This window comes from Pseudomonas sp. B21128, assembly GCF_044218865.1.
Lineage (GTDB): Bacteria > Pseudomonadota > Gammaproteobacteria > Pseudomonadales > Pseudomonadaceae > Aquipseudomonas > Aquipseudomonas iridis.
Window position 1 is genome coordinate 2,678,428 of sequence record NZ_CP162590.1, and the last position, 22,964, is coordinate 2,701,391.

General features: G+C 60.1%; 15 protein-coding genes. 5 read left to right on the forward strand and 10 right to left on the reverse strand.

The genetic code is table 11. The annotated features are described in order from the left end of the window. Positions 1 to 170 precede the first annotated feature (170 nt). Together AB4P91_RS11905 and AB4P91_RS11910 are read left to right on the forward strand one after the other, a co-directional pair. Positions 171 to 524: a putative quinol monooxygenase gene (locus tag AB4P91_RS11905; RefSeq protein ID WP_150592823.1), complete on the forward strand. Its 354-nt coding sequence runs from the start codon at positions 171 to 173 to the stop codon at positions 522 to 524. A gap of 43 nt (positions 525 to 567) precedes the next feature. Next, positions 568 to 810 carry a hypothetical protein gene (locus AB4P91_RS11910; protein WP_042560686.1) on the forward strand — a complete coding sequence of 81 codons (243 nt, stop codon included), beginning with the start codon at positions 568 to 570 and terminating at the stop codon, positions 808 to 810. Between the two features lie 4 nt (positions 811 to 814). Here AB4P91_RS11910 and AB4P91_RS11915 read toward each other — a convergent pair whose 3' ends face one another. The 8 genes from AB4P91_RS11915 to AB4P91_RS11950 form a co-directional block, all read right to left on the reverse strand. Continuing rightward, positions 815 to 1,444 (reverse strand): flavin reductase family protein, encoded by a 630-nt coding sequence (locus tag AB4P91_RS11915; RefSeq protein WP_042560685.1) that lies wholly within the window; start codon positions 1,442 to 1,444, stop codon positions 815 to 817. A 272-nt stretch (positions 1,445 to 1,716) separates the two neighbouring features. Beyond that, positions 1,717 to 2,049 (reverse strand): hypothetical protein, encoded by a 333-nt coding sequence (locus tag AB4P91_RS11920; RefSeq protein ID WP_395604852.1) that lies wholly within the window; start codon positions 2,047 to 2,049, stop codon positions 1,717 to 1,719. Between the two features lie 310 nt (positions 2,050 to 2,359). Continuing rightward, positions 2,360 to 3,679, reverse strand: a complete 1,320-nt coding sequence (locus AB4P91_RS11925; RefSeq protein WP_042560683.1) for an MFS transporter — start codon at positions 3,677 to 3,679, stop codon at positions 2,360 to 2,362. Positions 3,680 to 4,059: 380 nt separating this feature from the next. Beyond that, positions 4,060 to 5,388, reverse strand: a complete 1,329-nt coding sequence (locus AB4P91_RS11930; RefSeq protein ID WP_395604853.1) for a sigma-54-dependent transcriptional regulator — start codon at positions 5,386 to 5,388, stop codon at positions 4,060 to 4,062. Next, positions 5,388 to 7,148 carry an ATP-binding protein gene (locus tag AB4P91_RS11935; protein WP_395604854.1) on the reverse strand — a complete coding sequence of 587 codons (1,761 nt, stop codon included), beginning with the start codon at positions 7,146 to 7,148 and terminating at the stop codon, positions 5,388 to 5,390. The genes AB4P91_RS11930 and AB4P91_RS11935 overlap by 1 nt, the downstream gene beginning before the upstream one ends. Positions 7,149 to 7,233: 85 nt before the next feature. After that, entirely contained in the window at positions 7,234 to 9,861 is a 2,628-nt protein-coding gene (locus tag AB4P91_RS11940; RefSeq protein WP_395604855.1) for an RHS repeat-associated core domain-containing protein, read from the reverse strand. Beyond that, positions 9,861 to 14,369, reverse strand: a complete 4,509-nt coding sequence (locus tag AB4P91_RS11945) for a SpvB/TcaC N-terminal domain-containing protein (RefSeq protein WP_395604856.1) — start codon at positions 14,367 to 14,369, stop codon at positions 9,861 to 9,863. The genes AB4P91_RS11940 and AB4P91_RS11945 overlap by 1 nt, the downstream gene beginning before the upstream one ends. A 214-nt stretch (positions 14,370 to 14,583) precedes the next feature. Next, complete coding sequence (locus AB4P91_RS11950) at positions 14,584 to 16,107, reverse strand: fumarate hydratase (RefSeq protein WP_395604857.1); 1,524 nt, start codon at positions 16,105 to 16,107, stop codon at positions 14,584 to 14,586. 704 nt (positions 16,108 to 16,811) lie between these two features. Between AB4P91_RS11950 and AB4P91_RS11955 the strand changes: the two genes are divergently transcribed. From AB4P91_RS11955 to AB4P91_RS11965, 3 genes are read left to right on the forward strand one after another with little or no spacing between them, the layout of a single operon-like run. Further along, complete coding sequence (locus AB4P91_RS11955; RefSeq protein ID WP_150592829.1) at positions 16,812 to 17,918, forward strand: diguanylate cyclase; 1,107 nt, start codon at positions 16,812 to 16,814, stop codon at positions 17,916 to 17,918. After that, on the forward strand, positions 17,911 to 18,846 hold the full coding sequence (locus AB4P91_RS11960; RefSeq protein ID WP_150592830.1) for an iron-sulfur-binding ferredoxin reductase: 936 nt from the start codon (positions 17,911 to 17,913) through the stop codon (positions 18,844 to 18,846). The genes AB4P91_RS11955 and AB4P91_RS11960 overlap by 8 nt, the downstream gene beginning before the upstream one ends. 27 nt (positions 18,847 to 18,873) lie before the next feature. Beyond that, on the forward strand, positions 18,874 to 19,623 hold the full coding sequence (locus AB4P91_RS11965; protein WP_395604858.1) for an enoyl-CoA hydratase-related protein: 750 nt from the start codon (positions 18,874 to 18,876) through the stop codon (positions 19,621 to 19,623). A gap of 168 nt (positions 19,624 to 19,791) precedes the next feature. Here the strand turns inward: AB4P91_RS11965 and AB4P91_RS11970 are convergent, their stop codons facing one another. Then, a complete protein-coding gene (locus AB4P91_RS11970) occupies positions 19,792 to 21,090 on the reverse strand; it encodes a hypothetical protein (protein WP_395604859.1) in 1,299 nt (432 codons plus the stop codon). Between the two features lie 269 nt (positions 21,091 to 21,359). Continuing rightward, positions 21,360 to 22,811 (reverse strand): pyruvate kinase, encoded by a 1,452-nt coding sequence (gene pyk, locus AB4P91_RS11975; RefSeq protein WP_042560674.1) that lies wholly within the window; start codon positions 22,809 to 22,811, stop codon positions 21,360 to 21,362. Positions 22,812 to 22,964 lie beyond the last annotated feature (153 nt).

Genomic DNA, 22,964 nt, shown 5'->3' on the forward strand with positions numbered 1-22,964 from the left:
CTTCGGCAGCTCCTGCACAAAGCCTGTGTGACGGTTGTTGCAACGACTTTCGCAGGATTGTGCAACAGGGCGGCAGAAATTGACTAACGGCACCTCGCGTCTGCGCCTTAACCTTGGATCCTGTCGCAGCCTCCCCCCGGCTGCCACGCAACTCCCTGGGAGGGTTGAACATGTCCAAGCAGATTCCCGTCAGTCACATGGCCTTCGTTCGAGCGCGCGCCGGACGCTCGGCAGAACTCGGTGTACGCCTGAGCGCGTTGATCGATCCTTCTCGCGCCGCCCCCGGTTGCCTGAGCTTTGCCTTGCAGCATTCGCAGTGTGATCCCGAGTTGTGGCTGGTCTCCGGTTTCTGGAGCAATCAGCAGATGATGACCGCTTACTTCAACAGTCCGGCGATGGAAATCTTCGCCGAGCTGGTGCAGGAACTGGTGGTCAACAGTCTGGATTTCCACACCTTCAAGGATGTCTCGGCGGCACAGGCGCTCGGCCAGTGTGCAGCACCGATACACAAACTCGTCGGTTGAGGGTTTAATGTCCCGCTTAATTGACTGAGCCAGGACTTGCGACATGGCACGTAAAGAGTTCGAACACTTCGAAGCAGTATCCGCAGTTGTCCCCGTCGAGCTGGGTGGCAACAAGGGCTATTACGCGGCAATCGCGGTCAAGGCCCTGGTCGACGGCGGTGCGCCACGCTTTCACAAACTGCTGGAAGATCAGGTCTTCCCCGGCGCCATCGCGGCCGATGAGGCCGCCATCAATGAGCTGGACCGCCTCAAGGGCGTCACCGAAGACGCCGAGTTGATCTGGTAATTCGTTACTTCGCCGCGCCCGGACGCCACATCTTGAACAGGGCTTCAGGCCCCAACTGGAAATAATCCGCCGGCCCGCCGCCGCGCAGAATCGGTTCTGCCGCGGCGGTGTCGTAGACCCCGTCTTTCAACAGCCACTTGGCGATATGCACGGCGACCACTTCGCCGAGGATCAGCCAGCTCGGCACGGTTTCGCCATCAGCGCGCTGCAATTGAATGATCTGCGTGACCTTGCACTCGAAGGACACCGGGCTTTCGGCGACGCGTGGCACTGAAATCACTTTCGACGCCACGGTCGTCAGGCCTGCCAGTTCAAACTCGTTGACCTCTGGCGCGACCATTGCGCAGCTCTGGTTCATCTGTTCGGCCAGCGGGCGAGTGGCGAGGTTCCAGACGAATTCGCCGGTCTGCTCGATGTTGTTGAGGCTGTCTTTGCGCCCGACGCTTGAGAAGCCAATGATCGGCGGAATGTAGTTGAAGGCGTTGAAGAAGCTGTACGGCGCCAGGTTCAACTGGCCGTTGGCATCCTGCGAGGAAATCCAGCCGATGGGCCGTGGGCCGACGATGGCGTTGAACGGATCGTGCGGCAGGCCGTGGCCGTTGGCGGGTTCGTAGAAGTGGATGTCATCGGGCATGGCGTGTGTTCCTGAGGGGCTGGGGCTGGCGGCTAATAGTGCAAGCACATTGAGGCAATTTCCAGTCAGCCACAGATATTCCATTTAATGAGCAATCTGTGGGAGCTGGCTTGCCAGCGATGGCATTTTTTCATGCGGCGTTAATGTCGACTGACAGTCCGCCATCGCTGGCAAGCCAGCTCCCACAGGTTCTCCAGTGATTTCATAAAATTGCCATCCTCCAGAAATGACTAAGCCCGGCCGAGGCCGGGCTGTGCGCTGTGCAGCGGCGCTTAACTGATGGAAGCGGATTGAGTACGGTCATAGCCATCTTCAGCAACAGTGGCGGAACCGGTGCGGTCGAAACCGTCAGCGGCAACAGTGGCGGAACCGGTGCGGTCGAAACCGTCAGCGGCAACAGTGGCGGAACCGGTGCGGTCGAAACCGTCAGCGGCAACAGTGGCGGAACCGGTGCGGTCGAAACCGTCGGCAGCAACAGTGGCGGAGCCTGTGCGGTCGTAACCATCGGCGGCAACGGCCGAGCCGGTGCGATCAAAACCATCGGCAGCAAAGGTGTTGGCGGCCAGTACGGACAGGGTCAGGGCGAGGATCAGTTTGGTTTTCATGTTCGTTACTCCAGATTCGTTGGCGGGTGTGTCTTGCATGGGTTTCATGCTACGCCAACTAAATTGATTAAAAAGCGCAAAATAATGCTAAAAACTATCGATTAACTTGATGTTAAGGGCGACGCATTTAATGGCTTCCATCATCAGGAGCGAACGTCGCGCAGGTAATCGATCAGGTAGGCACAGGATGCCGAGGCAGAATTAACCGGTGATTAATCGCCGGAAACAAAAAATCGCAGCCTCCGACAACCCCTGTTGGAGCTGCCGAAGGCTGCGATCTTTTGATCTTGCGTGACGTTCAGTCAGTCAATCAGTCAGTGACGATCCGCGAATGCTTCTGGGTGTCCTTCATGGTGATGTACACCAGCAACGACACGGCGATGCACGCTGTCACATACCAGTAGTAACCGGTTTCCATACCGATGCTCTTGAACCACAGCGCGATGTATTCGGCGGTGCCGCCGAAGATCGACACGGTCAGTGCGTAGGGCAGGCCGACGCCCAGGGCGCGGATTTCAGTCGGGAACAGCTCTGCTTTGACCACCGCGTTGATCGAGGTGTAACCGCTGACGATGATCAGCGCCGCCATGATCAGGAAGAACGCGCCCCACCAGCTCTGGATGGTGTGCAGAGTCATCAGGATCGGCACGGTGAAAATCGTGCCGAGCACACCGAAGGCGATCAGGATCGGACGACGACCGATCTTGTCCGACAGGCCACCGATGATCGGTTGCAGGCACATGAACAAAAACAGCGTGGCGGCAGAGATGGTCGTCGAGTCGGAGATGCTCATGCCGACGGTATTGACCAGGTACTTCTGCATGTAGGTGGTGTAGGTGTAGAACGCCAGCGTACCGCCCATGGTCAGGCCAACCACGGTGGCCAGCTCCTTGGGGTGACGCATCAAGGTGCGCATTGCGCTTTCCTTGGACTTCTCTTTCTTGGTGAACGACTCGGTTTCTTCCATGCCGCGACGCAGGTACAGCGCGACCACTGCGCACAGCGCGCCGATGGCAAACGGAATGCGCCAGCCCCACGCGTACAACTGCTCGGTGGTGAGTGTCTGTTGCAGCACGATCAACACGCCGAGGGCGATGAGCTGGCCGGAAATCAGGGTCACGTACTGGAAGCTGGAGAAGAAGCCGCGACGGTCCTTGGTCGCCATTTCCGACAGGTACGTTGCGGAGGTGCCGTACTCGCCGCCGACCGACAGGCCTTGCAACAGACGGGCGAAGATCAGCAGGATCGGTGCGCCGATGCCGATGGTGGCGTAGTTGGGGCTCAACGCGATGATCAGCGAGCCGAAGCACATCAGGTACACCGAGGCCATCAACGCTTTCTTGCGTCCGACCTTGTCAGCGTACAGGCCCATCAGCCAGCCACCGATCGGGCGCATCAGGAAGCCCACGGCGAAGATCGCAGCGGTGTTCATCAATTGTGCGGTGGAGGAACCGGCAGGGAAAAAGCTCTTGGCGAAGTACAGCGAGAAGGCGGCATAGACGTACCAGTCGTACCACTCGACCATGTTGCCAACGGAACCGCTGAAGATCGATTTGATCCGGCTCGCGGTGGTTCTTTCTTTGGCCGGCGCGGCAGCCGACCCAAGTGGCAGGGCGTTGGAGTTATCCATTGAAGGATCCTTCGTTTAATTGTTTTTGTGGAGCGCGTTAAAACGCAGCCTGCGGGGGCTATAGCAGGAGCTGTGCCAACGGGGGGAGGGGCGGTTTAGAAGGGTTGGCGGGGTTGGGTGAGCGGATTGTTGCTTATGGTGTGGAGCGCTTGAGCGGATTTCCGCTTATTGCAGCGAAGATCACAAGCCCCTCACCCTAACCCTCTCCCGGGGGGAGAGGGGACTGACCGGGTTGAATTTTCGAGGTCCGTCGACCTGAAAAATCGGGGTGAACTCAGGTTTGAAAAACTTGAAGATCGGCTCCCTTTCCCCCTCTCCCATTGAGAGAGGGCGGGGGTGAGGGGCTGGTTTTCAGCCCCACCGAAAATCCCAGGCGGCATTCAATCCAGCAAAAACATCTCCCGGCTCAACCCATGCCGCTGCATCTTTTCATTGAACGTACGCCGCGGCAGTTGCAGCTCTTCAAGCACCGCTTTCACATCACCCTTGTGCCGCGTCAGTGCCGCGCGCAAACACTGCGCCTCGAACGCTTCCTGTTGCGCCGCCAGCGACTGCCCCGGATCGATTCCCGGTGCCGGTTCATCCAGACCCAGCACCTGTCGTTCGGCGACGTTCGCCAGTTCGCGCACATTGCCCGGCCAGTCATGGCAGAGCAGATGACTCAACTGCGCACCCGTCAACGGTGGGAAGCTGCGACCCAGACGCTGCGCCGCACTTTGGGCGAATGATTCGAACAGCAACGGAATGTCTTCGCGGCGTTCGCGCAGCGGCGGCAAACGCAGCTCGGCAACGTTGAGGCGATACGCGAGGTCTTCGCGGAAACGCCCGGCACGCGCCTCGTCGAGCAAGTCCGGTTTGGTCGCCGCGACAATCCGCAAGTCCACGCGAATGCTCTGGTTCGACCCCAGTCGTTCAAGCTTCTGCTCTTGCAATACCCGCAGCAATTTCACTTGCTGGGCCAGCGGCATGCTTTCGATTTCATCGAGAAACAGCGTGCCGCCATCGGCGTATTCCAGTTTGCCGATGCGCTTGCCGGAGGCGCCGGTAAACGCGCCGCTCTCATGGCCGAACAGCTCGGCTTCGAACAGCTGTTCAGGGATCGCCGCGCAGTTGAGCGCCACGAACGGTTTGTCCGCCCGCGGGCCGAAGTCATGCAGGCAGCGCGCAACCAGTTCCTTGCCGCTGCCGGTCTCGCCACGGATCAACACATTGACCGGCAACGTTGCCAGATCCAATACCTGCCGGCGCAACGTCTGCAAGCCACGGGACACGCCGAGCAACGTCGAATCGAGTTTGGCGCGGTTATCGGCCTGCTCGTGCAGGGCGCGGTTTTCCAGGACCAGTCGGCGTTTCTCCAGCGCCCGGCGCAGGCTGCCGAGCAACGTCTCCGGGCTGAACGGTTTTTCCAGAAAGTCGTAGGCACCGTCGCGCATCGCTTCGACCGCCATCGGCACATCTCCATGCCCGGTGAGCAGAATCACCGGCAGGTCGGCGTCGCGGCGCTGCACCTCGGCCAGCAGTTCCAGGCCACTAAGGCCGGGCATGCGCACGTCGCTGAGGATCACCCCGGGAAAGTGCGCGGGCAGGGCGGCGAGGCATTCTTCGGCGCGGCTGAACAGTTGTACCTCGAATCCCGACAGGCTCAGCCACTGCTCGACGGCACTGCGAATGCTGCTTTCGTCATCGACCACCATCACCGAGTTGAGCATCAGTTGTGTGCCTCCAGATCAATCGGCAGAGTCAGGATGAACGTTGCACCGCTGTCGCCATTCTCGACGCTCAGACGGCCGCCGGATTCGTGCACGATGGCAAAGGATACTGCCAGCCCCAGGCCGAGGCCGTCACCGACAGGTTTAGTGGTGAAGAACGGGTCGAACACCTGGCCCAGATGTTCTTCGGCAATGCCGCCGCCATTATCGATGACGCTCAGACGCCACAATTGCTCGTCGGCTTGCAGACGGATTTCCAGGCGCTTGCACGGTTTGCCCTGCATGGCATCGAGGGCGTTGCGCAGCAGGTTGATCAACACCTGTTCGAGACGGATCGCATCACCGCGCACCCACGCCGGGCGGGTCAGGTGCAGCACCAGGCTGACCTGCTCGTCACGCAGGCGCGCGTCGAGCAATTGCAGCGATTGATCGACCACCGTCGCCAGATCCAGACGCTCGCGCAAACCACCGGGGCTCTTGCGTGCGAAGGTTTTCAGGTGACCGGTGAGGGCGGCCATGCGCGTGAGCATCTCGTCCACCGGTTTCAGGGCCTTGTAGGCGTCATCGACGCGGCCATGGTCGAGCAGCAGACGTAAAGTCGCCAGCTGCATGCGCTGAGCGGTCAGCGGTTGGTTGATTTCATGGGCCAGGGCGGCGGACATCTGGCCGAGGGCGGCGAGTTTTGCTGACTGCACCAGGCCTTCTTGCGCAGTGCGCAGTTCGCGGGTGCGTTCTTCGACCAGTTGCTCGAGTTCTTCGCGGTTGCGTTGACGGACCTTCGACAGGCGCCAGCGCTGATTGAGGAACAGCAACAGAAACACCAGCGCCAGCCATACGCCAGCAGCCGCGAGGCCGGCGTTGCGCAGGTCTTCGAAAGCCACTTGCGGGTGGCGCAGCAGATGCAGGGTCCAGCCTTCGGTGGTCAGTGGCAGCGACTCCCACAGATAGTCCGCCGTCCCTTGCGGGCCTTCGACGCGGCGCAGATCGCTGTTGTCATCAAAGCGGCGCAACGACAGATGAGTCAGTGGCGTCAGCGACTGTTTGTCGTACTGACGCGTCGTCTTGATTTCAGCCTGATCGCTGGCACTCAAGGGGCGCAACAAGCGATAGCGCCAGCCGGGCTGGTTGGCGATAAAAATGATTCCGCGCGCATCGCTGACCAGCAAGGTGTCGTTGCCCTGGCTCCATTCCCGCTCAAGTTCGGGAAACTCCAGTTTGACCACCATCGCCCCGAGGAACTGGTCGTTGTCGCCCAGCACCGCACTGGAGAGAAAGTAACCGGGAATTCCGCTGGTCACGCCCACCGCGTAAAAACGCCCGGTGCCCTGGGTGCGGGTCTGCCTGAAGTACGGTCGAAAGCCATAATTGTGGCCGACATAGCTGCTGGGCAGACGCCAGTTGCTGGCGGCGACGGCGAGGCCGGTGTGATCGAGCAGTTCAAGGGTCGAGGACTGCGCCGCGCCGTTGATCTTTTCCAGTTTCAGATTCAGTGCCGTTTGGACCTCGGCATCAACGGGGCCGGCGAGTGCCGAGCGCAATTGCGGGTCCAGGGCCAGGACCGCGGGGAGGGCGCGATAGCGGTCGATCAGGGTGTGCAGCGAATTGGCATAGAGCGCCAGTTGCTGATTGGCCCGGGCCGCGTCTTCTTCCAGCGCCTGACGTTCGGCGTGGCGGATGGCAAGCGTGGCGGCAAGCGCCGCACCGGCGATGATCAGCAGGGTATACAACGACAGACGCAGGGTACGGGAAGTCGGCGGCATACGGGAGCGAGCAGGTAGGAGTCGGGCGGGCACCATAGCATGGCGCCCGTCGCAAGAAACAAGAACACTGAAACTTCTGTAACCCTCAGTGCCTGGCTGATTTGCGCGCTTTCATCGGGACGCGAAAACGTACTTGTCGATCAAAGGCAGCCGTTTGCGTGGACACGTCGCAAGCGCCTTCTTGAGGACGTAATCGGCCTATTTTTTCCAGCTGATTCATGGAGTCCCAGGTAATTCCCGTCAGCTCTTCAACTTCCAGCACCTGATCACGCAGTGCGTTTTGCGCCTTCTTTGATACCTGGTCCATCACGCGGTGTTCGGCAATCAGACCGTCGATCCTGTCGATCATTTTTTCTGCCTTGGCGCTCTTTGCTTTTATATTTTGAGTGTCTCTCAATTCGTCGACATAACCTCCCACTATCGGTCCCAGCATCGTTCCTGCCAACGTGGCGACAACGGTGGCAGCGACGTTGATCTGGTTGAACTGTCGGTTGGCATCCTGAGTGACTTCTGCAGGCGGCAAGCCGCCACCGGTTGCCGGATCCCAGCTTCCGGGAGGGGACCAGCCCGGATTGAAAAGCGTGGAATGCACGATCACCTGCCCGACACTGGCGACCATTGCTGTAACCACGGCTCCAGTGGCCGGCGATGATCCACCGGTTGGAAGCAGTGCCAGACCGACTCTCGAATTGACGGCGCTGCGGACGGTGTCCCTGGCAATCTCTTTCCAGGGTTTCCTTGGTTCAGGGGGCGGCAGTGGAGGCGGATTGTCGCGTGGATTGCTCACTAATTCCGGGGGTGTCGAGGGATCAGGACTGATTGTAAGGGTCACTGTTCCCGCCGCTGTCCTCGTCGTCCCTTGCCTGTCGATAAAGTTGATCGGGTCGTTGCCCGTCATGCTGTAAAGGTTCAGACCGTCTACCGAGCCTGACGGATCAGGATTTATCCAGCGCTGTAACCAGGGCGCATAATACCTTTCACCGTAGTAATACAAACCGCTGATATCCATTTCCTTGCCGCTATAACGCACGAACTTGTAGCTGACCTCAATCGCCGACTTTTCGGCCAGCCACGCGGTGGCGCCAAACGGGTAGTAGCCTTCGTGGCTGATGGTTTTTGCGTGCTCATCGAGTTCCATCACAGAGGAGCCCAAGTGGTCGACAAGGCTGTAGCGCAGTTGAGTGCTAGGCACGCCTGGGGGTGGATTTTTTACCCAGTGCAGGCAACGCGCACTGCCTGCATTGATGACGTGCAGTTCTTCGCCATTGTCTTTCGTGCGGATCTCCAGCCCCGGTAGGTAACGCACCTGATGAAAGTGTCCGGTGGTCCCGGTAAAGGTTTCATCGCGCTTGAATACCCGTGCACCCGCGCTGTAGTGGTAATGCTCGGCATCGGCGCGACCGTCTTCGCGGCGAATCCGGGTGACGCTTTGCAGTTCGTCACGAGCGTTCCATTTCAGTGGCTGGCCGGGTTGTATGGCCAGAAGGTTGCCGTGCCGGTCGAACAGTTGATCGAAGTCCGGCTCAGGAGCGTTCGGTTGCCAGCGCACGCCACGGTTGCTGTTCGGATCTATGCGCATTCGTCGCGTGTAGCAGGCTTCAGCGCGCACATGGCGCAGTTCGAGCAGATTACCGCCGTTGTCGTATTGATAGGTCTGGGTGTAATTGAGGCGTTTATTCGGATCGGTTGGCTGCGGCAAGCCAGGAATGTCTGATGGCGGGCCGTCGTCGTAGCCGGTTGCGCGAGTCAGTCGGTAGAGGGAGTCATAAGTGAAATCGCGGTGGCCGTCGACGACCTGGTTGGCGAAATGCACCGCCTGGAAGGTGCGGTCCTCGATACGGATGATGTTGCCGACGCAATCATGGCTGTACTCGAAACTTTGCAGCAGCGGATCGCTGCCTTTGCGGCTGGACTGGCTCTGCAAGCGACCATTGGCCGGATCGTAAGTCCACTGGCTGATCACCTCGTTGCCAGCGTGTTGCTCGGTGATCTGCCCGGCAGCGTTCAAGCGGATATCGAGTATCACCGGTTGCCAATCGGTGTTAGCGCTCAGCCGCAATCGCACCTGCTTCAGGTGCCCGGTCAGGCCATAGCGCGATTGCTGCTGATGCCCGCCGGCGTCGGTCTGTTCCAGCACTGCGCCCAGTGGACTGAAAATACGTTGGCTGGTGAACGCCTCGCCATCAACAAAAGTGCGGGTTTCTCTCAGCGGTTGGCCGAGCAGACCATAGCTGTCCATGTGCAACGTACCAGACGCGTCCTTTCGTGCCAGTAACTGCCCGCGCTGGTTTTGCTCGGGATCCGCCGAGGCATCGGCGTAGGTGAAAATATCGCCATCGGCCTGGCCGTTTTCCTCCACTGTCACCACGCGCAACTGTGTGTCGAAGGTCGTGCGCCAATGGCTGCAGCGCTCGTCCCAGCGCGCGAGGGGCTCACCGGCCAACCCCGGCAAATTGAGGCGCCAGCCCGCATCGACGCTGTCGACTTTCAGCACCTCGCCGCCCAACCCGTAAACCTTCACAAGGTTCGGCACGGGCAAGCGCGGGTCCCGTTGCGTCACGTTGCGCCCGGTCACATCGAAACCCTGGCGGGTGATCAGCGCGGTTGCAGGCTCCCCGGCGACGCTGCGCAGGTAGCTGACCTGGCGAATCGGCAGGCCACGACCATCATTCACCGTGAGTGATGGCGTGCGCTGATGCACGCTGGCGGGCATCAGCGTAAAAACCGAATGTCGGGTGCTGCTTCAGCGGTGTCGTTGAAGTCCAGGCTGGTGTGGTACCACGGATGATAGGTCTCGCACGAGAAGTCGCCCTTGGCGTTGATCAGTTTGATCATGCGTCCCAATGGGTCGTAGCACAGTTGATCGAAATAGCCCCGTTCGTGCAGTGACTCGTCGTTGACGTAGCCATGGGTATCGACAAAAAGCGGTCGATACTCGCGGACCGTCAAGCCCTTGTTGTTGTATTCGACCCGAGCGCTGATGCGCCACCTCGGGTCGGCGTATACCTCGACATACTTGCCATCTTCAATGACGAGCGCACCATTCACTACTTTGTAGGCCATGCCCGGGTCAACCAGTTGCTGGGTTTGCAGGGCTCGGCCGAAGCCGTCGACACAGGTCTTGATGATCTGGATTTGTGCCTTCACCTCGTCATAGGGGTAGCGGTCGGCGCTGAGCACGACGCTGTGCACAGGCTCGCGCCAGGCCGATGTGATCGCTTGGAGCAACGCCTGTTCTGCCGCGCTCAGCGTGCTGCGATGCGCGAGCCGCTGGCGTGCGCTGGCGCGAATATGGCCGCTGGGCAGTAGATAGCCGCTGGCGATCCATGCGCTGCTGGAGCTGTCGCTGAGGGGAATCTGCCCCATCCAGCTGAACAAGTCTTTGCGCAGGGTGCTGGCGGCTTTTTGCACCGCGCCCTCCGGATCGGCTATGGCCGTGTCCGGCCGCAGATCCTCGGGACGTTGGTATTCACTCAGCGGGCAGAAGCCTGCCCGTTCACCGTTTTCAGTGCCGCAGAAACTGGTCGCCAGCGGCTGGCCAGAAGGTTCGTAAATGGCCTCTTGTGTGTTCTCGTTGGCGTCGATGATTTTCTGCGGTTGCAGGGCGTGGTAGTCGTAGACGATGCGCGTGGTACAGCCATCGGGCAACACGACGCTGGTGATGGCGAGGTTGTAGTCGTCGTATCGGGCCTCTGTGTGGCCGTGGCTGGGGGTTTCGCTGTAGCGCAGGACTTTGTAGAAGCCATCGAGGCCGGCGTACTCGGCAAAGCCGAAATGCGCGGAGTAAAGTGCAGGTTCGGCCCCGGCCGGGGGAGGCGGCTCAAACAGAAACCGCATCGCCGTATAACCGATGTTGGTCAGTTCCGTATGGATGTTGAACGGTGGCGGCAGGACGTCGTAGGCATCCAGTGCGGTCTGGTCCAGTTGCGCCATTTCCAGAGGGCCTGCCAGTGCTTCAAATTCGGCAATGCCATCGGCCAGTGGTGTGCCGTCGGTTTTCACGTAACGCTGCACGGACTGGGTGGTCAACACCCGCCCGGTCTTCCAGTGCGGCGAATCCTGGTGACGCCCCAGCTCTTCAAAAGACACCTGCGCAGGCGAAAGGCCGGTCGGCAGTGTGCCTTTGGGCAACACCAGTGCATTACCGCGTTGCCGATACGGCAAGCCCAGGCGCCAGTGCTGAGAGTCAATCAGGTCAATGGACTGCGCACGGGTTTCGCTCAGGTAATACGACTGCTGAGCTTCGTCATGGGCGTCGCGCCACCACTGTTGCTCATCTGGCTCGCTGAAGGGTGGGGGGCTTTTGTCTGTCAGGCGGCGCGCATAGCTCACAGTCAGGGCCTGAGTTGGCGAGCCGTATTCGTTCCAGCGCAGGCCGACCTCGTGACGGCACAGCGGATCGTCGATAAACCGATCGTACTGGTAGCTGATTTTTTCCAGCGTCAACGGCAGTAAAACGGCGGCGGCGTACTGACCCTGAGGCCGGACTTCGCGTACCAGATAGCGCAGCTCTTGCACCGCAAAAGGTGTGGCGATTCCTGGCTTATCCATGTCTGCGTCGGCATAGGTTTCGATACGCGAGATCGAACCGACCAGCGCTCGGGAAATCTGGTAGTCGGTATCAGCGTCATGCGGGGCAATCGGTTGATCGAACTCTTCCTTGGGCGGCGTGAGACTGAACAACGTCTCGCCCAGCGCAATGGCGTCCTTGTCTTGGTTGAAATAGCGCTCGCGGGAGCGATTCATCGATTGCCCGGTGTGAAACCAGGTGAACACCCGCACCGGCTCGCTGAAACCGACGTCGTCAGCGCCAATGGCGCTTTCGCTGTCGGTTTGCTGCAACAGACCGAAACCACGAAATTCGCGCGCCTTGCCGTCGTAAACGCCTTCACGCCAGGCAAACAGCTGCGTCAGGCAGTTGCCGGTGATCTCATCCAGTTGCTGTTGCCTGGCGACCACCGGTACCGGGAACGGCAAATGCGAAACCGGCAGGCGTTTGCGCTTGAGGATGTGCTGTTTTTCATCCAGCCATTCCTGAGCGGAGCTGCGGTAGACCACGCGGGTGTTACAACCCATGTTGTTGTTGCTGGCGCTCAACAGATAGGGTTTGGCCGAAACGAAATCGTAACGCCAGTGCTGCGGTGTGGTGTGCGGCACTGTCAGGATCAAACTGGCACAGCCCAGACCTTGAAGGTCGGCGAAGCTCACCTGGCACAAACGGTCATAACGCACGCCTTCGGGCCAAGGCACGGTGACGGGGATCTGCTCCAGGCCATTGCCACCGCGATTCAGATAAATCTCGAACGAATCGGATTTCAGATAGATCAACGCCGGTGCACCGGAGCCATCAAGGTCGGCCAGACGTACCCGCGATGCGTCGAATTGCTCATACGTGAAGGGCAGGGCGCTGATCTTGCGACCCTCGCCAAACCTGCCATGACCCAGGTTGGGCCAGCAGCGGATTTCGTCATGGCGGATGCGGCACAGCTCCGGCATGTCGCTGCCCATCAGGTTGCCGAGTAGCACCAGTTCAGTCGGTGAGTGACTGAACAAGGGCAAACGATCATCGGCCGGCACATGCGGTACGTCCTGTGCTGCTGCGAAGCCTTCTTCGCGGCGGTTGGCGTACAGGCGCACCGAATTCGGGCCGATCAGGGCAATCGAACTCAGACCATCACCGCACAAGTCGCCCAGCGTCGACAGCGTGTTGAAAAACTCCAGCGGGAACCGGTTGAACGGGAGGAAATCGGCGAAGTCGCGCTGCGCATTCAGCGTACGGAAACCGCTGCTGCCCGGCTGCGCGGTAACCCAGTCGAGACGCCCGTCACCGGTCAGGTCGGTGAGCAGTTGCTGGACCGTACGGTGACGATCGCTCACCGGAGTCTGCGCCAGCGCCGTCCAGGGGCCGTAGTCGATTTCATCACCTCCCGCCGTTGCCCGCAGCGGTTCACGGTAGTACCAGGCCTGGTCATAACGGCAGAGAAACCCCGGCAGGCCTTCGCCGTGCAGGTCGACGCACTGGTAAAACCCGCCATCTTCGACGCCCGGCTGGTGGTCAGCCTCAAGCAAACGCTGAGGGGTTTTGTTGATCTCGAAGGTTGAATAGTCGAACTCCACCGGTGGCGTGTGTACGACCTTGCCGCTGGCATCGAAAGCCTGATAGTGCGCGGCGGTGATCAGACTGTAGGCCCATTGCGTGACGTTCTGCGGGGTTTGGTATTCCAGCAGCAGACGTCGCGCCAGCAGCGGTTTTGCACTGAGGTTGGCGGGGTTTTGATGAAACATCAGCACTTGCCCACAGAGTCGGCGAGTGCCGATCTCAAAACCTTGTCCGTATGTCGAAAAGGGGTCCGGACGAACAGGCCATGGCCGGAGTGTGTCGGCGTCATACGCCGGAGCTTCGCTCAGTGACGTCGTGCGCTCGCCATAGTCGAAAATCAGCTGAAACTGCCAATCCAGATCGGTCGGGTCTTCCACGGTCCAGGCGAACAGATAGGTGCTCGCCTTGAAATTGCCGTAACACACCCGTTCCAGATAGCGCTGGGCGCGGTAGTCATGAATCGGGTCGGGATCTTGATCATCGGTTTTGTAAACGAAACAAATGTGTTGGCCATGCGGGGTCATGCTTTCGCAGAGCAACCAGGCGCCTACGTGAAGAGGGTCATCCGGGTCGGCACGGCGGGAGGCGGCGGTTTTGCCGTAAACGTGCAGCGAGCCGTCGGCGCCATGAATCAGCCAAAACGCGGGCGCCGCGACGTCCTTCGCAGAGGGCAGGCGCTGCCAGTGTTCGCGCAGGGCGAAGTCGCTTTCAATCCGTGGCCAATAACGCACCACGCGGTGCGGGCCGATGTCTTTACCGTCGTAGGTCGATTCAAGGCGCGACTTGATCGTGCCATCGGCCTCCAGCTCTGGCATCCACACTTCACCCTCGTGGCCGATGATCTCGTCGTGCTCGGTATAACGTGGCACGCCATTGTGGGTGCGCCGGCTAATCTGGTTGAGTCCCAGACTCCAGCCGATACCGAACGGCCCGTTACCGCTCTGGCTGCTATACGTCAGGGACAATTGCGGAGCGGCCCCCCATCCGCTCGACAGCGGAATGGGCAGCTCGAACGACGCTGCACCGGTCGGACCCACGGAGCCCCAACTCTTGCCGATAGTGGCGATCGTCGCGCTTTTGGCGATGGACGGAGTAACGATGCTCAGTTCTTGGTCAGCCATGATTGCGTCCGGTGCAGTTGCAGTGGCGTGGTTGAATCGACGCTACCAATAATGGCTCGGGCCGTAACCTGTCAGATCTGACAGGTGCACAAGATCAATTTGTGTGCTTTGCATCGGTTTTTATTGCTAAAACGTCACGAGCGGTGAGCAGCAGACACAAAAAAGGCCGGCCCGTCGTATGACGGGCCGGCCTCTCTTTACAACGGTAAAGCGCTTACTGCACTTCTACTGCCAGGCTCTCGCTGATCTTCTTTTGCCAGATCGCAGGACCGGTGATGTGTACCGATTCACCCTGGCTGTCCACCGCAACGGTGACAGGCATGTCCTTGACCTCGAACTCGTAGATCGCTTCCATGCCCAGCTCGGCGAACGCCAATACCTTGGATTTCTTGATCGCCTGGGCGACCAGATAAGCGGCGCCGCCGACAGCCATCAGGTACACGGCTTTGTTGTCCTTGATCGCTTCGATCGCGGTCGGACCACGCTCGGACTTGCCGATCATGCCCAACAGGCCGGTCTGCTCAAGGATCTGACGGGTGAACTTGTCCATCCGCGTTGCAGTGGTCGGGCCAGCCGGGCCAACCACTTCGTCACCGACCGGATCAACCGGGCCGACGTAGTAGATGAAACGACCTTTGAGGTCTACCGGCAGGGTTTCGCCCTTGTTCAGCATCTCGACCATGCGCTTGTGCGCAGCATCACGACCGGTGAGCATCTTACCGTTGAGCAGGACGGTTTCGCCCGGCTTCCAGCTCTGCACGTCTTCCGGGGTCAGCGTGTCGAGGTTGACGCGGCGAGCCGACGGACCGGCTTCCCAGACGATTTCCGGGTAGGCGTCCAGCGGTGGCGCTTCCAGCGAGGCCGGGCCGGAACCGTCGAGCACGAAGTGCGCGTGACGGGTGGCGGCGCAGTTCGGGATCATGCACACCGGCAGCGAGGCGGCGTGAGTCGGGTAGTCCATGATTTTCACGTCGAGCACGGTGGTCAGGCCACCGAGGCCCTGGGCGCCGATGCCCAACTGGTTAACCTTCTCGAACAGCTCCAGACGCATTTCTTCAATGCGGCTGGACGGGCCACGCTTGATCAGCTCGTGAATGTCGATGGACTCCATCAACACTTCCTTGGCCATCACCGCCGCTTTCTCGGCGGTGCCGCCGATACCGATGCCCAGCATGCCCGGTGGGCACCAGCCGGCGCCCATGGTCGGAACGGTCTTCAGCACCCAGTCAACGATCGAGTCGGACGGGTTGAGCATGGCCATTTTCGACTTGTTCTCGGAACCGCCGCCCTTGGCCGCCACGTCCACTTCCACGGTGTTACCCGGGACGATGGAGTAGTGAATGACGGCCGGGGTGTTGTCCTTGGTGTTTCTGCGAGCACCCGCCGGGTCGGCGAGGATCGAGGCACGCAGGACGTTTTCCGGCAGGTTGTAAGCCTGGCGCACGCCTTGGTTGATCATGTCGTCCAGGCTCATGGTGGCGCCATCCCAGCGCACGTCCATGCCTACCCGCACGAATACGGTGACGATACCGGTGTCCTGGCAGATCGGGCGGTGGCCAGTGGCGCACATGCGCGAGTTGATCAGGATCTGTGCCATCGAATCACGGGCCGCTGGCGATTCTTCGCGCAGGTAGGCTTCGTGCATCGCCTGGATGAAATCCACCGGGTGGTAATAGGAAATGAACTGCAGGGCGTCGGCAACGCTCTGAATCAGGTCGTCTTGCTTGATCACGGTCATGAGTCGCGCTCCTCTAAAAGACGGGAACATTCTATGGGGCAGCTACAAGCCTCAAGTTTCAAGCTGCAAGTTCAAAGCAGTACGCGGACTGCTTCGGCTTGCGGCTTGGAGCTTGCCACTTGAAGCTGGCCCTTCGGGCCGGGCACGCCGGGGCTGCTGGCGCGACGCTAAAAAGGCGCGGCAGTATACCGCGCCTCGGTGGGGCATACACGCGCCGGCAGTCATTCGTTGGTCGCATGGGTTGGCGAGTTGAGGGGGATTGTGTGTGCAACCTGAAATCCGCTCCCCCTCACCCCAACCCTCTCCCCCAAGGGGGCGAGGGGGAAAGGGAGCCGATCTGTGCGGGTTGCAGAGTTTGAGCTCGGCTCGGTATCGCAGTTCGGTGTAGCGTGTGAGAACAACGCGGTCAGTTCCTTCTCCCCCAAGAGGACAATGGGCAAGGGCACTGATCCTGGTGTTGTTTGAAGCTGGGTTCGGCTCGGTATCGCAGGTCGATGGAGCTTGTGAGAACAATGCGGTCAGTTCCCTCTCCCTCTGGGAGAGGGCTAGGGTGAGGGCTTCTGGCAGTGCATGCGGGCCACACTTTTGACGTCAAATTTCGAGCCCGAAAATCGGTGGTCATTTATCGACTACGCCACTAAAGTGGCAGCCGGTCTGTAGGGTAGGACACTCGGTCAGCCTCCAAACGCACGGTGAGTCAACGATTGACCCATAACGCCATTCAACGTCTTTTGCTCAAACGCTTTGCCCTCGCTGCAGCCACCTATGGATTGGCTTTACTGCTGCTGTGGCTGGCGTTTTTTACCGGGCACTACGACCAGTCCTTGAGCACGATTGCCGTTGGCAGCGCGCTCGTGGTCATCAGCCAAGCCATCCTGTTCGGCCTGTTCTGGTCGGGCTGTAACCAGCGTTTTGACGATCCAAGCCTGACCGAAACGCAAGTGTTGCTCGGACTCGGCTGGCAGACCTGGCTGATCGCTCATCTGGACGAAGCGCGCGGCGCCTTTCTGGTGTTCTACGTGCTGATCCTGCTGTTTGGACTGTTTCACCTGAGCCGGCGGGCGTTCATCCGCTGTGCGTTGCTGGTGTTCTTCAGTTTCTGTGCGATTACCCTGTGGGACGCTTACCACATGCGCTTGCCGGAGCCTGCGCTCGCGGCATTGCAGGTGTGCATCCTGGCGATGGTGCTGGCGTGGCTGGTGCTTTACGCGCGATTTGTTCAGGTGTCGCGTCAACGCATGCGCCAGCGCCGGTTTGCCTTGCAAGCGCATCAGGACACCTTGCGCGGCATGATGCGTCAACTCGAAGACCTGGTAGCCACCGACGAACTGACTGGCCTGTTCAACCGTCGGCACTTCCTGCGTCTGGCCTCGCGTGAACTGAACGCGATGGACAATGATGCCGTGCACGGTCTGGCGCTGATCGACCTCGACCATTTCAAACGCATCAACGACTTCTACGGTCACGCCGCTGGCGATCAGGTATTGCAGGCGTTTGCCGGTGTCGCCCAGGCGTGCCTGCGCGACGGCGACGTACTGGCGCGCTACGGGGGCGAGGAATTTGTCGTCTTGCTGCCAGACTGCGATGCCGAGCGTCTCACTGCTTGCTGTGAACGTCTGCGCATTGCGTTCACCGATGTTGAACTGGTTGGCCTGAACGTGCGTAATCTCAGTCTGTCGGCTGGCATGACGCTGCTGGCCTTGGGTGATGACCTCGACGACGCCCTGCAACGCGCCGATCAGGCGCTTTATCGGGCCAAGCGTGACGGGCGCAATCGCTGTGCGGCCGCGTGGGAGAACCTTGATGCCTGAACTTCGCGTCGGTGACCGGCAATGGTCGGTGGCGGCGGGCGGCAATTTGCTCGACGCCCTTAATCAGAACGGTGTGGCCGTGCCCTACAGTTGTCGCGCCGGCAGTTGCCACGCGTGCCTGGTGCAGTGCGTGCAAGGCTTGCCGGCGGATAATCGCCCGGATGCCCTGAGCGCCGAGCAGCGTCAGCAGGGTTGGCGTCTGGCGTGCCAGTGTCAGGTGATCGAAGATTTGCAGGTGCACACGTTCGACCCGATCGAGGACGGCCGCCCGGCCATTGTCGAAGCGCTGGACTGGCTCAGCGACAGCGTCCTGCGTTTGCGCCTGAGTGTGCAACGGCCGTTGCGTTACAGCGCCGGACAGCATCTGGTGCTGTGGATCAACCACATCGCGCGGCCCTATTCGCTGGCCAGCCTGCCGCAAGAAGATCGTTTTCTGGAATTCCACCTCGATTGTCGCCAACCCGGCGACTTCTGCGATGCGGCGCGACGCCTGCAAATCGGCGACCCGATCCGCCTCGGCGAATTGCGCGGCGGTGCGCTGCATTACGACCCCGACTGGCACACCCGACCGTTGTGGCTTATGGCTGCCGGTACGGGGCTCGGCCCGTTGTTCGGTGTGTTGCGCGAAGCCTTGCGCCAGGATCACCAAGGCGCCATCCGCGTCATTCACCTGGCCCATGACGCCAGCGAGCACTATCTGGCCAAACCCCTTGTTGCACTGGCTGCCCAGCGTGAAAACCTCACGATCGACCTGTGGACGGCGGCCGAGTCAGCCGCCGCTTTGGCGCAACTGCGCCTTGTTTCCCGGCAAACCCTGGCCTTAGTCTGCGGCTCAACAGCCAGCGTCGACGCCTTTGCCAAGCGTTTGTACCTGGCCGGACTGCCGCGTAATCAATTGCTGGCCGATGTATTTCTCAGCCGTGGTTGAGCGCTTGTTTTCGTAGCGAGACATGCCATGACCGAAATCATCCTGCTGGAACGCGAACGCGGTCTGCTGACCCTGCGGCTAAACCGTCCCGACAAGAAAAACGCCCTCACCCGTGCGATGTACAGCCGTCTCGCCGAGGCGTTGAAGCAGGCCGACAGCGACCCCGAAATCAACGCCGTACTGATCACCGGCAGCGCCGAGTGCTTCACGGCCGGCAATGACATCGCTGACTTCATCCAGCAGCCGCCTGGCGATCTCGACAGCCCTGTCTTCCACTTCATGCTCAACCTGCTTGAATGCCGCAAACCGGTGATCGCGGCTGTGGCGGGGGCGGCGGTGGGGATTGGCACGACACTGTTGCTGCATTGCGATCTGGTTTACGTCAGCCGCGATGCGCGACTGCGCATGCCGTTCGTCAACCTTGGTTTATGCCCCGAGTTTGGTTCCAGCCTGATTTTGCCGCGCATGCTTGGGCACGCCAAAGCGTGCGAACTGCTGTTGCTCGGCGAAGGGTTCAGCGGTGAACAGGCCGCCAACTGGGGCATCGCGACAGAGGCATTGGGCAGCGGCGAAGCGGTACTGGCCAGGGCCCGCGAGATGGCGCTGCGCTTTGATGAACTGCCCGCCGAAGCGGTGCGCATCAGCAAGCAACTGATGAAAGCGCCGGATCGAGAGTTGATCCGCAAAGTGATCGAGGAGGAGGGCGCCTTGTTCACCCAGCGGCTGCGCTCGCCGGAAGCGCTGGCGGCGTTGACCGGGTTTATCAAACGGCGTTGAAGTTTTGCTGCTCTGGCCGGTGCCATCGCTGGCAAGCCAGCTGCCACAGGTTGGCACGATGTGGCTCGCAAAAGGGGCGGATCAGTCGATCATCAGGTGCGTCCATGGATTGAAAAACCCCGCCGTCAAACAGCGAGGCTTTTGCAATGACGCAGGTCCCCGAGATGATCAGCCGTGGTAGCGCAACAGCGCCCCCTTCCTGTTGGGCATGTCTGCGCAGATCAGGATCTTGCCGTCGTCCTGTAAGGCCATGCCCGTTGCCACCTCCACGCCACTCTCCAGGTGAGTGGTTACCCATCCCTGACCGTCATTGAAAGTCGGATCCAGCGTGCCATCAATCGTGCGCATCAAGGCGATGTCAACTTCTGCAAACGGCTCGCCGAGCCCCCCGACTGCGACTGCTTTGCCGTCTTTCTGGATACCCGCCCCCAACCAGCCGGTAACGGCTCCTTCGCCCAGATCGGTAAACAGTGGCTTGCCACGGTTGAACTGAATGTTCGGGCTGCCATCGGGTTCGAGGCTGAGCATCACGGCGGCGCTATCACCGGTAGCTCTTAAATATGTTTCGCCTACGCCGAGAATTCGCTGATTGGGCTGCTGAGCCATGGCGTTGAACATGGGTGACTGCGCGTCCTCCACCAGGACAAACCCGCCGTTGCCGAATGTCGGGTCAAGTTTCCCCGAGGTGTCGTAGCGCACGAACATGCCAGCGTCTTTCGCATCGTCAAATACATTCCCGCAGCCGAGGTACTTGCCATCGGCCTGGACCATGATGCTTCGCAAAATCGTGTTGTATGTAAGGGCGCCGGGATGAGCGACGGTGACGTAGCCAACCTGATTGAAACTCAGGTCAAGAGCGCCGTTTTCGTCGACGCGGGCTATCAGCCCGACCATTTTCAGACCGTTGAGCCCGGTGGATTGGAAGACCAGCATTTTTCCGTCTGCCAGCGCCTGGATACCACTGGCACTGGCCCCGCTGCTGCCCATTGCGCGCTTCTCTTCTGGTGGTGCTTCTGCGGCCAACGGCGACAGTTGAATATCGATCAGCGTACGACCGTTGGTACCGAACTCCCGGTCCAGTTGGCCTGACATGTCGTACCTGGAAACGCCCATCCCTTCTGGGGCCCGTTCGTTTCCTAAAAGGTAGGCGATCAGTATTTTTCCATCCGCCTGAAAAGTGAAACCCTTGCAAAAAAAAACCTCAAAACCGTCAATCACACCCGTGACAAAGCCCTCAGTACCAAACTCGCTGTCCATGCTGCCGTCTGAATTGCACCGGCCGATGAGGTATAGGCGCTCCCCTAGGAAGGGGGTGGTGACGCCGGCGAAATATATTTTCCCGTCCGGTCCGATTCTTACGCTTGAAAGGTAGATATCTGGGTGACCCGGTACGTCGATTCGCATAACGCCGTTTTTACCAAAGTCCAGATCGAGCTTCCCTGCATTATTCAACTGTTGCATGTTCATGAGCGGCTCCTTCTGCATAAAGAGGATCCTGTGGCTTCGACGAAAATCGCCGCAGGAACATGCAGTGGATACCTAAAAACAGGTTGCTTCTACTGTCAGACATGACAGTTGACAGGGGCGAATTCCAAAGAGTGAAGCCAGTTTGAATGCAACAAAAAACCGATTCTCACCCACATCGTGCCGTCGCGCCCGCAACACCTTGACTGCCATGCCAGGCCAAAAAAAACCCGTCATTCTCATGACGGGTTTTTTGTTCGGCAGTTGATCACTCAGACCTGCGGGTCGCCCACGTGCAGGATCTTCATGCCGTTGGTGCCGCCGGTGGTGTGGTAGCTGTCGCCCTTGGTCAGGATGACCCAGTCGCCTTTTTCCACAACGCCGCGCTTGACCAGCTCGTCGATCGCCTTCTGGCTCACTTCGTGCGGCTCAAGCGATGCAGGGTCGAACGGCACGGTGTACACGCCACGGAACATCGCTGCGCGCGCCTGAGTCTCGCGGTGCGGCGAGAACGCGTAGATCGGCACCGAAGAGCGGATGCGCGACATGATCAGCGGGGTGTAGCCACTTTCGGTCAGCGCGATGATCGCTTTGACGCCCGGGAAGTGGTTGGCGGTGTACATGGTCGCCAGCGCAATGCTCTCGTCGCAGCGGGTGAATTCCTTGCCGATGCGGTGGCTAGAGGTCTTGCCGGTCGGGTGCTTTTCAGCGCCGACGCAGATACGCGCCATTGCTTGCACAGCTTCCAGCGGATACAGACCGGCAGCCGATTCTGCGGACAACATCACGGCGTCGGTGTAGTCGAGCACGGCGTTGGCCACGTCGGACACTTCGGCACGGGTCGGCATCGGGTTCTGGATCATCGACTCCATCATCTGGGTCGCTACGATCACAGCCTTGTTGTGGCGGCGTGCGTGCAGAATGATTTTCTTCTGAATGCCTACCAGCTCGGCGTCGCCGATTTCCACACCCAGGTCACCACGGGCAACCATCACCGCGTCGGACGCCTGGATCAGACCGTCGAGGGTTTCGTCGTCGGCCACGGCTTCGGCACGTTCGATCTTCGCCACCAGCCAGGCAGTGCCGCCGGCCTCGTCGCGCAGTTGACGGGCGTAGTTCATGTCGGCGGCGTCACGCGGGAAGGACACCGCGAGGTAGTCGACTTCCATTTCAGCGGCGAGCTTGATGTCGGCCTTGTCTTTTTCAGTCAGGGCCGGTGCGGTCAGGCCGCCACCGCGACGGTTGATGCCTTTGTGATCGGACAGCGGGCCGCCGATGGTCACGGTGCAGTGCAGTTCGGTGGCCGTGGCGGTATCAACGCGCATCACCACGCGGCCGTCGTCGAGCAGCAGCTCGTCGCCCACGCCGCAGTCCTTGACCAGATCCGGGTAGTCGATACCGACCACTTGCTGGTTGCCTTCGGTCAACGGATGGCTGGTGGAGAAGGTGAACGGGTCACCGATCTTCAGCTCGATCTTCTTGTTGGCGAATTTGGCGATACGGATTTTCGGGCCTTGCAGGTCACCCAGCAGGGCAACGAAGCGGCCGTGCTTGGCAGCGAGGTCACGCACCAGCTTCGCGCGAGCCTTGTGCTCGTCGGGGGTGCCGTGGGAGAAGTTCAGACGGGCGACGTCCAGACCAGCCAGAATCAGCTGTTCGAGAACTTCCGGCGAGTTACTGGCCGGGCCAAGGGTAGCGACGATTTTGGTACGACGGACGGACATGCAAAGACTCCTGAGTTCAAGCGCAGGCAGAGGCTACTATGCTCCGAGGGTGTAGTCATTGTTCGTTTGCACTACTTATTGTTTTCTTTATTGAACCTGGCAACTTTGGGACAAACGCACCTGAAGATTTCCGACCATGGGTCGATACAGAGC

What these genes read in the sequence shown, in the direction of transcription:
- AB4P91_RS11930 (WP_395604853.1), bottom strand. Translation starts at nt 5,388, where the DNA reads ATGCTCAACTCGGTGATGGTGGTCGATGACGAAAGCAGCATTCGCAGT.
- AB4P91_RS11960 (WP_150592830.1), top strand. Translation starts at nt 17,911, where the DNA reads ATGCCTGAACTTCGCGTCGGTGACCGGCAATGGTCGGTGGCGGCGGGC.
- AB4P91_RS11970 (WP_395604859.1), bottom strand. Translation starts at nt 21,090, where the DNA reads ATGAACATGCAACAGTTGAATAATGCAGGGAAGCTCGATCTGGACTTT.
- AB4P91_RS11905 (WP_150592823.1), top strand. Translation starts at nt 171, where the DNA reads ATGTCCAAGCAGATTCCCGTCAGTCACATGGCCTTCGTTCGAGCGCGC.
- AB4P91_RS11920 (WP_395604852.1), bottom strand. Translation starts at nt 2,049, where the DNA reads ATGAAAACCAAACTGATCCTCGCCCTGACCCTGTCCGTACTGGCCGCC.
- AB4P91_RS11915 (WP_042560685.1), bottom strand. Translation starts at nt 1,444, where the DNA reads ATGCCCGATGACATCCACTTCTACGAACCCGCCAACGGCCACGGCCTG.
- AB4P91_RS11950 (WP_395604857.1), bottom strand. Translation starts at nt 16,107, where the DNA reads ATGACCGTGATCAAGCAAGACGACCTGATTCAGAGCGTTGCCGACGCC.
- AB4P91_RS11935 (WP_395604854.1), bottom strand. Translation starts at nt 7,148, where the DNA reads ATGCCGCCGACTTCCCGTACCCTGCGTCTGTCGTTGTATACCCTGCTG.
- AB4P91_RS11940 (WP_395604855.1), bottom strand. Translation starts at nt 9,861, where the DNA reads ATGCCCGCCAGCGTGCATCAGCGCACGCCATCACTCACGGTGAATGAT.
- AB4P91_RS11925 (WP_042560683.1), bottom strand. Translation starts at nt 3,679, where the DNA reads ATGGATAACTCCAACGCCCTGCCACTTGGGTCGGCTGCCGCGCCGGCC.
- AB4P91_RS11945 (WP_395604856.1), bottom strand. Translation starts at nt 14,369, where the DNA reads ATGGCTGACCAAGAACTGAGCATCGTTACTCCGTCCATCGCCAAAAGC.
- pyk (WP_042560674.1), bottom strand. Translation starts at nt 22,811, where the DNA reads ATGTCCGTCCGTCGTACCAAAATCGTCGCTACCCTTGGCCCGGCCAGT.
- AB4P91_RS11910 (WP_042560686.1), top strand. Translation starts at nt 568, where the DNA reads ATGGCACGTAAAGAGTTCGAACACTTCGAAGCAGTATCCGCAGTTGTC.
- AB4P91_RS11965 (WP_395604858.1), top strand. Translation starts at nt 18,874, where the DNA reads ATGACCGAAATCATCCTGCTGGAACGCGAACGCGGTCTGCTGACCCTG.